This is a genomic window from Aquisalimonas sp. (genome assembly GCF_007120195.1).
In the GTDB taxonomy this organism is placed as follows: domain Bacteria; phylum Pseudomonadota; class Gammaproteobacteria; order Nitrococcales; family Aquisalimonadaceae; genus Aquisalimonas.
Genome location: NZ_SKOG01000223.1, coordinates 1 through 11,778, shown reverse-complemented (window position 1 = coordinate 11,778; position 11,778 = coordinate 1). Strand labels below are relative to the sequence as shown.

The 11,778-nt window shown below is 64.1% G+C and carries 14 protein-coding genes; 10 read left to right on the top strand and 4 right to left on the bottom strand.

What is annotated here, in order from left to right; genetic code table 11:
- The first annotated feature begins 204 nt into the window (after positions 1-204).
- Positions 205-1,023: a creatininase family protein gene (locus QZT63_RS15840; protein WP_290652462.1), complete on the top strand. Its 819-nt coding sequence runs from the start codon at positions 205-207 to the stop codon at positions 1,021-1,023.
- Positions 1,024-1,034: 11 nt separating this feature from the next.
- On the opposite strand, the gene ribA is transcribed toward QZT63_RS15840, so the two are convergent.
- Positions 1,035-2,156, bottom strand: a complete 1,122-nt coding sequence (gene ribA / locus QZT63_RS15835; RefSeq protein WP_290652461.1) for a GTP cyclohydrolase II RibA — start codon at positions 2,154-2,156, stop codon at positions 1,035-1,037.
- Between the two features lie 127 nt (positions 2,157-2,283).
- Positions 2,284-2,463: a hypothetical protein gene (locus QZT63_RS15830; RefSeq protein WP_290652460.1), complete on the bottom strand. Its 180-nt coding sequence runs from the start codon at positions 2,461-2,463 to the stop codon at positions 2,284-2,286.
- A gap of 258 nt (positions 2,464-2,721) precedes the next feature.
- On the opposite strand from QZT63_RS15830, the gene QZT63_RS15825 reads away from it, so the two are divergent.
- Positions 2,722-3,114 (top strand): hypothetical protein, encoded by a 393-nt coding sequence (locus tag QZT63_RS15825; protein WP_290652459.1) that lies wholly within the window; start codon positions 2,722-2,724, stop codon positions 3,112-3,114.
- 48 nt (positions 3,115-3,162) lie between these two features.
- Here QZT63_RS15825 and QZT63_RS15820 read toward each other — a convergent pair whose 3' ends face one another.
- Positions 3,163-3,642 carry a flavin reductase family protein gene (locus QZT63_RS15820; protein WP_290652458.1) on the bottom strand — a complete coding sequence of 160 codons (480 nt, stop codon included), beginning with the start codon at positions 3,640-3,642 and terminating at the stop codon, positions 3,163-3,165.
- A 111-nt stretch (positions 3,643-3,753) separates the two neighbouring features.
- Positions 3,754-4,221 (bottom strand): CBS domain-containing protein, encoded by a 468-nt coding sequence (locus tag QZT63_RS15815; RefSeq protein WP_290652457.1) that lies wholly within the window; start codon positions 4,219-4,221, stop codon positions 3,754-3,756.
- Positions 4,222-4,654: 433 nt separating this feature from the next.
- Here QZT63_RS15815 and QZT63_RS15810 point away from each other — a divergent pair, with 433 nt between their 5' ends.
- From QZT63_RS15810 to nqrM, 8 genes are all read left to right on the top strand, one after another.
- Positions 4,655-6,001 (top strand): Na(+)-translocating NADH-quinone reductase subunit A, encoded by a 1,347-nt coding sequence (locus QZT63_RS15810; RefSeq protein ID WP_290652456.1) that lies wholly within the window; start codon positions 4,655-4,657, stop codon positions 5,999-6,001.
- A 1-nt stretch (position 6,002) separates the two neighbouring features.
- Entirely contained in the window at positions 6,003-7,244 is a 1,242-nt protein-coding gene (locus QZT63_RS15805) for an NADH:ubiquinone reductase (Na(+)-transporting) subunit B (RefSeq protein WP_290652455.1), read from the top strand.
- Positions 7,245-7,248: 4 nt separating this feature from the next.
- Positions 7,249-8,046, top strand: coding sequence for a Na(+)-translocating NADH-quinone reductase subunit C (locus QZT63_RS15800; RefSeq protein ID WP_290652454.1), 798 nt, complete (start codon positions 7,249-7,251; stop codon positions 8,044-8,046).
- Between the two features lie 10 nt (positions 8,047-8,056).
- A complete protein-coding gene (locus QZT63_RS15795) occupies positions 8,057-8,725 on the top strand; it encodes an NADH:ubiquinone reductase (Na(+)-transporting) subunit D (protein WP_290652453.1) in 669 nt (222 codons plus the stop codon).
- Positions 8,726-8,741: 16 nt separating this feature from the next.
- On the top strand, positions 8,742-9,362 hold the full coding sequence (gene nqrE, locus QZT63_RS15790) for an NADH:ubiquinone reductase (Na(+)-transporting) subunit E (protein ID WP_290652452.1): 621 nt from the start codon (positions 8,742-8,744) through the stop codon (positions 9,360-9,362).
- Complete coding sequence (gene nqrF / locus QZT63_RS15785; RefSeq protein WP_290652451.1) at positions 9,362-10,594, top strand: NADH:ubiquinone reductase (Na(+)-transporting) subunit F; 1,233 nt, start codon at positions 9,362-9,364, stop codon at positions 10,592-10,594. The genes nqrE and nqrF overlap by 1 nt, the downstream gene beginning before the upstream one ends.
- 1 nt (position 10,595) lies before the next feature.
- A complete protein-coding gene (locus QZT63_RS15780) occupies positions 10,596-11,636 on the top strand; it encodes an FAD:protein FMN transferase (protein ID WP_290652450.1) in 1,041 nt (346 codons plus the stop codon).
- On the top strand, positions 11,636-11,778 hold a 143-nt coding region (gene nqrM, locus QZT63_RS20130; protein ID WP_366637351.1), incomplete at its 3' end, for a (Na+)-NQR maturation NqrM. The genes QZT63_RS15780 and nqrM, both read left to right, overlap by 1 nt.

The following is an 11,778-nucleotide window of genomic DNA, read 5'->3' as shown; positions in this document are numbered from 1 at the left end:
ACGGAGGGGGCGGGTCCGGGTGCGGGGGTTGATCCAGCGGTGGTGCTCACGGCCTGATGGGTGCTGAAGAAAAATTGTGCATGTGAGCGCCACTGCCTGTGGCAGAGTCTTCAGTCGGATGGACACAGGCAAGGCGAGCGCGTGAAACGGTCCGCGTCAAGCGACGGGGCGGTCAATGGGCCGAATGGCCCGAGGGGGTGAGCCATGAGCCGCAGAGTGCGCTACTGGCAGGACATGACGACCACGGAGGCCGGGCGGCTGCCCGGCACGGATCCTGTGGCGATCCTGCCCCTGGCCGCTGTGGAGCAGCACGGGCCGCATCTGCCGCTGGCGACGGATTGCATCATCGGCCAGGGTCTCCTGGCGGCGGCCTTCGAGCGGTTGCCCAAGGACTACCCGGCGTGGGTGCTGCCCATGCTGTCGGTGGGGGCGAGCATGGAACACGGGGATTTTCCCGGCACGCTCAGCCTGGAACCCGAGACGCTCATCGCCTGCGTTTGTCAATGCGGCCGTGCAGTGGCGGCTGCGGGCGTGCGCCGCCTGCTGCTGAGTAATAGCCATGGTGGCAATAGTGGCGTTATGGATCTTGCGGCGCTGCGGCTGCGGCGCGAAAGCGGGCTGCTGGTGGTCAAGGCCAGTTATTTCCGGTTTCCGCAGCCCGATCCGCCCTGCCTGGACGCCGAGGAGCTGCAGCACGGGATTCACGGTGGCGCACTGGAGGTGGCGATGATGCGCCACCTTGCCCCGGAGCAGGTGCGCACCGACGAGCTTGGACGCTTCGAGTCTCTGGGGCAGCTGCTGGCCCGGGACTTTCGCTACCTTGGCGCGGGACGCGCGGCAGCGTTCGCCTGGATGGCCCGGGATCTCAATCCGGCGGGCGTTGTCGGGAATGCCGGTCAGGGTGACGCGGCGACCGGGGAACGCCTGGTCGCGCACTACGGCGGCGTGCTCGCAGCCCTGATCGAGGAGACCCGGGCGTTCCCGCTGGACGCCCTGTCAAGCCCGCCAGCTCGAGGGGATTGACCGCGCCGCAGCTACCGCCCCGCGGGCAGTGCCCGTGACAGCAGCTCATCGAGCCAGTGGCCGGCGCGATCGGCCTTGGTATTGAGGTAGCGCACGTTGTGCGGGTTAAGTGAGCCGTGCAGCGGCTGGCGGTCCACCACCGTGATGCCGCCATCCTCCAGCGCTTCGATTTTGAGCGGATTGTTCGTCAGGAGCGAGACGCGCTTGACGTTCAGGTGCTGCAGCATTTCGACCCCTGCTTCGTAGCGGCGTTCGTCGGGGCCGAATCCCAGCGAACAGTCCGCTTCCACCGTGTCCAGGCCGCCGTCCTGGAGGGTGTAGGCGCGCAGTTTGTTGGCCAGGCCGATCCCCCGGCCTTCCTGGGCCAAATACAGCAGAATGCCGCCGCCGGATTCGTCGATGGCCCGCACGCTGTTGCGCAGCTGCTCGCCGCAGTCGCAACGCAGGCTGCCGAAGAGATCGCCAGTAAGGCAGGAGGAGTGCAGCCGAATGGGTAATGGATCCGGCCATCGCGCCCGCTCCCCGATGAGCACCGCCACATGCTCCAGTAGGCCGTTGGCTTCACGGAAGAGCATGAACCGCGTTGTGCGGGCATCGGCGAGCGGTACGCTTGCTTCGCTGACGTGGACAACTTCAAGCCGCGGCGCCGCAGCCACCGCCAGGGCAGACTCCGCGTCGATGCGCAGAATCGTGCCGTCTGCCTCGAGTTGATCCACGGTATCGCCATCCGCTGCGGCAATACTGATGCTCAGCACGGCGGGGATGAGCTTGCCCGCACGCGCCAGGTACATGGCGGCGTATTCCGCGTCGGAGGCAGGTTCCAGGGCCACGTTGGCGCGGTGGTGGCCGATATCGGAGACCACGGTAGCCAGTGCCTGAATGTCAGCGATGGCGACCTCCGGGCGCAGCGGCAGCCGGATTGCCGGCGCGTTTCCAGGCTCCATGCCAAGGGCGCGCGCCCGGTTGGGTGTGATCACAAGTGCCGTCTGCCCGCCACAGTGCGTGCGCAGACGTTGCAGCGCCTCGATGGTGAGAGTTTCGACCGCGAGCGCCATCACGCCCGGGCCACCGTCGGCAACCCGAACCGGCTGGCCGCGGCGAAGGTCAAAGATCGCGCGCTCCGCTTGTTGCATATGCGCTGTCCAATACGTGTGCAAGTCTACCCAGACCCCAGGTGGACATAGTGCCACGAAATCAGGCCGTTTCCGTCATGTGACTGGCCGGGGGATATGCGCCAATCGCTATCACCTGAGCGCGGCGTTAGTTTCGAACCGAAGCCGGTCGACGCTGCAGCCCCTGCCCCCGGCGCTGTTGCGCCGGCGCCTGTTGCCGGGCCGCGGGCACCCACGCCATCAGGGGCGGTAGCAGTGCAGCCGGCCGGGCCATTTGATCCGGCGATTCACGCCGGGCGAGCCACTCGGCGCCTGCGTGGGTGTTCAAGGGAGGTCCTCCAGCGCGGTCGCGACGCGTTGCGCGGCATCCAGTCGGTTCGCCAGCCCCGGAGCCTCGCAGGCGCTGCAACGGCAATGCCCCGATGCATTCCAGCGAGCCGGCGCGTGCATCGGCCAGGGGCGTGGTTCCACAGGACACCAGGGCAACGCCTGAACCGAAGGGCGCGTTCGGTCGGGCTTGGCGTTTGGACGCCGCCCTGCAACAATCGCTGCCTTGACGCATCCGCGATGCAGGAGGCACGAGTCCATGAGCGAACATAAGCCCGCCACGCGTGGCAGCGACGAATCTCAGACAACCGTAGCGAGTAATCTTCGGCAAATCCCCATGGTTGTCTACATTCTCTATCTTGTCGGGTTTCTCACCAGCGGCATTACGACGCTCATCGGCGTGGTGTTCGCCTACGTGAACCGGAATAGCGCTCCGGAATGGGTGCAGTCCCATTATACCTTTCAGATTCGCACCTTCTGGCTTTCCCTGGCGGTGGGCCTGCTGGGGGTGGTGTTGTCCGTTATCGGTGTGGGTTTCCTCATCTTGCTGGCGCTGATGATCTGGACAATCGTCCGTTGCGTCGTGGGGCTGTCACGGTTGAGTGAGTACCAGCCCATCGAAAACCCCCAAAGCCTGCTCGCGGGTCGGTAGATTCAGGTCATGCGTCGGTGAAGCGTGTGGGTCAGGGGTTACAGGACACTAGATCGAGAGCCGCCGGTAACCACCCGCATGAAAGATGAGTGGTTCACCCGGCCGGTGGTCCAGCGCCAGCACCCGCCCGAGCAGCATGACATGATCGCCGCCGTCGAGGCGCTGCTCCACCCGGCACTGGAAGCGGGCGGTAAAATCGTCCAGCAGGGGTAGCCCGGCGATGCCGTTGGTGAAGGGGATGTCGGCGAACTTGTCGTCCCGGTCCCGCGCGAAGTGGTCGGCAAGGGCTTCCTGGTCGGCGTGTAGCACGTGGACGGCATAATGGCTGGCGGTGCTAAACGCGTCAACGGGGCCGACGCCGCGAGCCACGCTCCACAGCACCAGCGGTGGTTCCAGGGACACCGCGGTGAAGCTGTTGACAGTCATGCCGACGGCGTTGCCGGCCGGGTCACGAGCGGTCACAACGGTGACCCCCGTGGCGAAGGCGCCCAGGCTTTTGCGTAGTGTGTCCGAGTCAATGTCCGTCATGGATGTGTTCCGCGTCCACTGGACGCCATCAAGGCTACCCCGAGCGCACACGCGCCAACGCATCGCCCCCGAAAGTGCGGAAGCTGGTGCCTTACCTTGCCGGGTTGGCGTTCAGATCTGGATCTGATGCCCGTGGATGTAATCGACGAGATCGGCGATGTCGCGGTCCTTGTCCTGCACCACGAAGCGCACCAGGTCGCCGATGGACAGCAGGCCCAGGAGTTCTCCGTCCTCCGTAACCGGCAGGTGCCGGACGCGCTGATCGGTGCAATGGACGAGCGCCTCCTCCACCGTGATGGAGGGCTGCACAGTGAAAAGCTTCGTGGTCATGAAGTCGCGCACCGGCGCCGACGCCGGCGGTACGCCGGCGTCGGCGATGCGGCGCATCACGTCGCGTTCGGAGAAGATACCGGCCAGTTTGCCGTCCTCGAGGACCAGCACGCAGCCGACGTTGCCGTCACACATGATGCGGATGGCATCAGAGGCCGGGGTGTCCGGTGACACGCTATACAGGGTGGCACCCTTGCTTGCCAGAAGCCGCGCTTTTTCCTCCAGGACGACCGTCAAAGGTGTCTCCATTGGATTGTCCTCCCTTCACAGGCGAGTTTTCGTTGGTGGTCACTCTCGTTGTGCGCTCTCGGAAAGCATAGTTCAGGTGGTGCGGGCCGTCTCGGCCGCGTATGACCCGAACCTTTGCGCGGCGCCAGAACGGTTTACACTGGTAACAGCGGCATCTTACGGCAATACTTTCTGTCAGGGCGCGCGAGTTATTCATCGCGGTCGTGGTCGTGGTCGCGAGAAATCGCTCAGCGGCTTCTCAACGCCAGGCAGTTCATTCGCCGTGCCGGTGCCCCGGCGGTGTGCTGCGCGACCAGGGAGGAGCAACGCGCAATTTTGTCGTTTATCGGTGGTTCACAGCGGCGTCAACAAGCGCCTCGAGTGCCGCCAGCCTGAAGTTTTCCAGTCGTCCAGAGAGCTCTCTGCCCAGGCGATTACGCCTTGGGCGAACACCATGATCAGAATCAGGCGGGGTCTTGACTTACCGATTGCCGGTACGCCGCGCCAAGAGATTGAACGGGGTCGGAAGGTACGCTCCGTCGCATTGCTTGGGGCCGACTATCCCGGATTGAAGCCAACCATGTTTGTCCAGGAGGGCGATCAGGTGCGGCGCGGGCAGGGCTTGTTCGAAGACAAGAAGGTCGAAGGCGTCCGCTACACCGCGCCTGCAGCGGGTCGGGTCAGTGCCATCCACCGCGGCGAGCGACGGGTGCTGCTGTCGGTGGTGATCGACCTCGCCGGGGGCGAGGGCGAGGAGCCGTTTACCGCGCACAACGCCGCGACCCTGGCGCGTCTTGACCGGGGCACGGTGCAAGATCAACTGATCGCCTCCGGCGAATGGACGGCAATTCGCACGCGTCCCTTCGGTAAGGTTCCGACGCCTGGTTCCGCCCCGCACGCGATCTTCGTGCCGGCCATGGACACCAATCCGCTGGCCGCCAGTCCTGATATCATCATCGGCGAGGAGCTGCGTGCCTTCCGTGATGGCCTGACCGTTCTCAGCCGCCTGACCGACGGCCCCGTGTGGGTCTGCCGCGCCGCCGGTTCGACGCTGCCGTCCTTCGCGAGCGACCAGGTCCGCGAGGAGTCATTCGCCGGCCCGCATCCCGCGGGCAACCCCGGCACCCATATCCATTTCCTGTACCCAGTGGACATGAACCGCACGGTGTGGGTGGTGGGCTACCAGCAGGTGATTGCCATGGGCCGGCTGTTCACCAGCGGCCGGCTCTACACGGACCGGGTTGTCGCGCTGGCCGGGCCGCAGGTCAGGCAGCCGCGGCTGGTGCGCACCCGCGTGGGTGCCTCCCTGGACGATCTGGCCGCCGGCGAGCTGGAACCGGGCGAGAATCGGATCATCTCCGGTTCGGTCTTCAACGGGCATCGCGGCAAGGGGCCCACGGCTTTCCTGGGTCGGCTGGCGAATCAGGTCACGGTGTTGCGCGAAGGCCACGAGCGCAAGTTGCTGGGATACCTGTCACCCGGCATCGAGCGGCATTCGAAGTTGAACATCTACCTGTCGCGGCTTATGCCGTGGAAGCGGTTCAACTTCACCACCACCACCAACGGTAGCGAGCGTGCCATGGTGCCACTGGGCCAGTATGAGGAAGTGATGCCGCTCGACATCCTGCCCACGCAGCTCCTGCGCTACCTGGTTGTGGGCGATACGGAGATGGCCCAGGCCCTGGGGGCGCTGGAACTGGTGGAAGAAGACCTGGCGTTATGCACCTACGTCTGCGTGGGCAAGTACGAGTACGGCCCGATCCTGCGGGACAACCTGACGCGCATCGAAGTGGAGGGCTGAGGTGGGGCTGAGGAAGTTCATCGATGATCGGATCGCCCCGCACTTCCACGAAGGCGGGAGGCTGCAGCGGTATTACGTCTTCTACGAGATGTTCGATACCATGCTGTACAGCCCCTCCAACACCACCCGCACCAGCGCCCACGTGCGTGACGGCATCGACCTCAAGCGGGTAATGATGACGGTCTGGTTCGCGGCCCTGCCGGCGCTGCTTCTGGGCATGTACAACACCGGCTACCAGGCCAACCTGCAGATCACCGAGTTCGGCTACGATCCCATCCCCGGCTGGCGCACCGACGTCGTGATGCTGTTCACCGGCTTCAATTACACCAGCGCGGCCGCCAATTTTCTCCACGGCGCCGTATTCTACGTGCCCATCTTCATCGTCACCTACCTGGGCGGCTTCATCTGGGAAGGGCTGTTCGCGTGGAAGCGCGGGCACGAGGTCAACGAGGGCTTTTTCGTCACCGGCATCCTGTTCACCCTGATTCTGCCGCCCACCATCCCGCTGTGGATGGTATTCGTGGGCATCAGCTTCGGTGTGGTCGTGGGCAAGGAGATCTTCGGCGGTACCGGCAAGAACTTCCTCAATCCGGCCCTGGTGGGGCGCGCGTTTTTGTTTTTCGCCTATCCCGCGCAAATGTCCGGCGACGCGGTATGGACCGCGGTGGATGGTTTCTCCGGCGCCACACCCCTGGCCCTGGCCGCAGCGGGGGAAATCGACTACTCCGTCGGGCTGACGGAGCCTGCCGCGAGCGTCAATGGTGTGGATCTGACCTGGATGCAGACCTCCCTGGGCGGTATCCAGGGTTCCATCGGCGAGACCTCGACACTGCTGATTGCTCTGGGGGCCGTGGTGCTGCTGGTCACCAAGATCGCCTCCTGGCGCATCATGCTGGGTGTGTTCCTGGGCATGGTGGCAATGGTGGTGCCGTTGAACATCATCGGCAGCGACACGAACCCCATGTTCGAGATGCCCTGGTACTGGCACCTCACCCTGGGCGGGTTTGCCTTCGGCCTGGTGTTCATGGCCACAGACCCGGTATCGGCTTCCATGACCAATGCCGGCAAATGGATTTTCGGGGCGCTGATCGGCGTCATGGTGGTGCTGATCCGGGTGGTGAACCCGGCGTTCCCGGAGGGCGTGATGCTGGCGATTCTGTTCGCCAATCTCTGTGCGCCGTTGATTGACCACTTCGTGGTGCAGGCCAACATCCGGCGGCGCATGCGGCGAAGGGAGGGTTAGCGTTATGGCCGTGGACAAGGAATCGATTGGCAACACCCTGCGGGTGGCGTTGTTCGTGTGCCTGGTGTGTGCGGTGGTGGTCGCCACAGCGGCTGTCGGGCTGCGCCCGCTGCAGCACGAGAACTTCATGCAATACCGCCAGATCCACGTTCTTCAGGCCGCAGGCCTGTACGAGCCCGGCATGGACGTGCGCGCGGCGTTTGAGACCGTCGAACGCCGCTTTGTGGATATCGACAGCGGCGAGTACGTGGACAAGCCTGATGATTACGACCAGCGGCAGGCCGCCCGCGATCCGGAACTCAGCCGACCGGTGAGCCCGGATCCGGCAGGCATTCGCCGCCAGGCCCAGGTTGCGGAGGTGTTTCTGGCCCGGGGCGAGGACGGCGAGGTGCGTCGCATCATCCTGCCGGTTCATGGCTACGGCCTGTGGTCCACGATGTACGGATTCCTCGCCCTGGAGCCTGACGCCAATACCGTGGCCGGCATCGGGTTTTTCGAGCATGGAGAAACGCCGGGGCTGGGAGGCGAAATCGACAATCCGCGCTGGCAGCAGAACTGGGAAGGCAAACGGTTGTTCGACGAGGACGGTGAGGTGGCCATCCGGGTGGTAAAGGGTGCCGTGGGTGACGGCGAACCGGATGAGGAGCACAAGATCGACGGCTTGTCCGGCGCCACGCTCACGGCCAATGGTGTTAATCATCTGGTGCGCTTCTGGGTGAGTGAGGCCGGCTTTGGTCCGTACCTGGAGCGTATGCGCGAGGCGTACCAGCGTAATGGCGCCCGGGGTTCCAGGACGCTTTGAGGAGGTAACCATGGCAGAAGCAAAGGCGAGGGACGTCTTCTTTCAGCCGATCTTTAACAACAACCCCATCGCGTTGCAGATCCTCGGCATCTGCTCGGCGCTGGCGATTACCACCACGCTACAGACAACCATCACCATGTGCTTGGCGGTGATCTTTGTGCTCACCTGCTCCAACTTTTTCGTCAGCGCCATCCGCACGCATGTGCCGGCCAACATCCGTATCATCGTGCAGATGACCATCATTACCTCGCTGGTTATTCTGGTCGATCAGGTACTCCAGGCCTATGCCTATGACATCAGCCGGCAGCTCTCAGTGTTTGTCGGCCTGATTATCACCAACTGCATCATCCTCGGCCGTGCCGAGGCCTTTGCCATGAACAACCCGCCGTTTCTCTCAGCGGTGGACGGGTTCGGCAACGCCCTGGGCTACTCCGTGGTGCTGCTGTTCGTGGGTGTCAGCCGCGAGTTGTTCGGCTCCGGCACGCTGATGGGCGTGGAAATTCTGCAGCCGGTCACCGAGGGCGGCTGGTATTACACCAACGGCCTGATGCTGCTGCCGCCCAGCGCGTTTTTCCTGATCGGCGGCTTCATCTGGCTGCTGCGCGCCTGGAAATCGGAGCAGGTGGAGGAGCAGCCGTTCAAGATTGCGCCGAACTCGCGCACCAGTGAGGCGTTCTGACGGGGAGGAGCGGACCGTGTTCGAGCACTACCTGAGCCTGTTCATACGCGCGGTGTTCGTGGAGAACATGGCGCTTGCCTTCTTCCTGGGTATGTGCACGTTTCTGGCCATCTCCAAAAAGGTGCAGACGGCGCTTGGGCTGGGTATAGCGGTGGTCGTGGTACTCACCATCACTGTGCCTGTGAACAACCTCCTCTTGCAGCACCTGCTGGATGAAGGCGCGCTGGCCTGGACCGGCATTGCCGCCCTGGAGAACCTGGATATGCGCTTTCTGGGGCTGCTCTGTTACATCGGCGTCATCGCCGCCATTGTGCAGATCCTGGAGATGACGCTGGATAAGTACGTGCCCGCACTCTACAACGCCCTGGGCATTTTTCTGCCGTTGATCACCGTCAACTGCGCCATTCTCGGTGCCAGCCTGTTCATGGTGGAGCGCCACTACAGCTTCGGTGAGAGTGTGGTGTTCGGTTTCGGCGCAGGCGTCGGCTGGGCGCTCGCCATCGTGCTGCTGGCGGCCATCCGGGAGAAGCTCAAGTACAGCGATGTGCCGGACGGACTCAAAGGTCTGGGCATTACCTTTATCGTCGTGGGGCTGATGTCCCTGGGCTTCATGTCCTTCGCCGGGGTTCAGCTCTGATGATTTTCGAGATCCTGTTCGGGGTAGCCACCTTCACCGCGGTCGTGCTGACGCTGGTGCTGGTGATCCTGGTCGCCCGCTCGCGCCTGGTGAGCAGCGGCGATGTGCGCATCGAAATCAACGACGATCCCGACAAGAGCCTGCAGACCTCCAGCGGCGGAAAACTGCTCGGCACACTGGCGGCCAAGGGTGTGTTCCTGTCCTCCGCCTGCGGCGGCGGGGGGACGTGCGGCCAGTGCCGTTGCCAGGTCTTGGAGGGCGGCGGCGACATTCTACCCACCGAAGAGGATCATTTTACCCGCAAGGAGATCCGCGAGGGTTATCGCCTGTCCTGCCAGGTGCCGGTCAAGCGGGACCTCAAGATCGTGGTGCCGCCGGAGTTCTTCGAGGTGCGGAAATGGGACTGCGAGGTGATTTCCAATGACAACGTCGCGACGTTTATCAAGGAGCTGGTGCTAAAGCTCCCGGAAGGAGAAGAAGTGGATTTCCGTGCCGGCGGCTTCGTGCAGATGGAAGCCCCGCCGTTCCATGTGAAGTTCCGTGATTTCGACGTGCCCGAGGAATACCGCGGGGACTGGGAGCGGATGAACCTGTTCGACCTGGAGTGCTCGAGCGACGCTGAACTGGTGCGTGCCTATTCCATGGCCAACTATCCGGAAGAACGGGGCATCCTCAAGTTCAATGTCCGCATTGCCACCCCGCCGCCGGGTGCCAGCAAGGACATTCCGCCGGGCAAGATGTCCTCCTATTGCTTCAGTCTCAAGCCAGGGGACAAGCTCACGGTGTTCGGTCCCTTCGGTGAGTTCTTCGCCAAGGATACGGACGCGGAAATGGTGTTCATTGGTGGGGGGGCCGGTATGGCCCCCATGCGTTCGCACATTTTCGACCAGCTCCTGCGCATCAAGACGGACCGCAAGATTACCTTCTGGTATGGCGCGCGCTCCTATCGGGAGGCGTTCTACGTGGAGGACTTCGACTGGCTGGCGGCGCAGTACGACAACTTCACCTGGCACCTGGCCCTGTCCGACCCGCTGCCGGAGGACAACTGGGAGGGCCTCACCGGCTTCATCCACCAGGTGCTGTATGACAACTACCTAAAGGATCACCCGGCGCCGGAGGACTGCGAGTACTATCTCTGCGGCCCGCCGATCATGAATGCCTCAGCGATCAAGATGCTGACGGATCTGGGCGTGGAGCCAGAGAATATTCTCCTGGACGATTTCGGAGGCTGACATGGCCGTGCGCTGGTGCATGCGGGGCCTGCGCGTCGTGCTGCTGCCGGCCATTTGTCTGCTGGCTGTCGCGTGTGGGCAGCCCCCGCAGGTCCAGACCCTGTCGGGCGCCAGCATGGGCACCACCTGGTCGGTGCAGTTTGTGGCGGCGCCGGGCGAAGACGACGTTGCCGCTGTGCGCGCGGACATCGAGGCGGCGCTGGAGAGGGTGAACGCGCAGATGAGCACCTACCGGGAAGACTCCCACATCAGCCGGTTCAACCGGGCGGCGCCGGGTGAGTCCATCACCCTGCCGCCGGATTTCACCGTGGTGCTGCTCGCGGCGAAGGAATTGGCCGAGCAGACCGACGGTGCCTACGATCCCACCGTGGGCCCGCTGGTCAACGTATGGGGCTTCGGGCCGGACGGCCCCCGCAGCGAGGCACCGGCGGAGGATGCCATCGAGGCGGCCCGGGCGCGGGTCGGCTGGCAGCAACTGGCGCTGGACAGGGACACCCGCGCGCTCACCCAGCCCGGTGGCGTCTACCTGGATCTGTCCTCCATCGCCAAGGGGTACGCGGCGGACCTGATCGCTGAGCGCCTGGAGACGCGCGGCATCACCGCCTACCTGGTGGATATCGGCGGGGACATGCGGGTGCGGGGGCGCAAGCCGGACGGCGAGCGGTGGCGCATCGCCATCGAACGACCCGTCCCGGGGGAGCGGGCGATCCAAAGCGTCATCCAGCCCGGCGACAAGGCAGTGGCCACCTCCGGAAGCTACCGCCAATTCTTCCGTGAGGGGGATCGCGAGTTCTCCCACACCATTGATCCCCGTACCGGCTATCCCACACCGCAGGAGCTTGTCTCGGTTACCGTGCTCCACGACAACGCCAAGGAGGCAGATGGCCTGGCCACGGCGATCATGGCATTGGGCCCGGAGGCGGGCTACGCGTTTGCGCGCGAGCAGGATGTGGCAGTATTGTTGCTGGTACGGGACGACGACACGGTCGAGGAACGGATGACACCGGCGTTCGCCCCTTATGTCGACGAGGAGACTGACTGATGGTTACCACCGTACTCGTAACGGTTGTCCTGTTCGGACTCTTGTTCGCCGGTATGGCCATCGGCGTCATCCTGGGGAATAAGCCGGTGAGAGGCTCCTGCGGGGGGCTTGGTGCGGCCGGCATGGAGGGGGAGTGTGACGT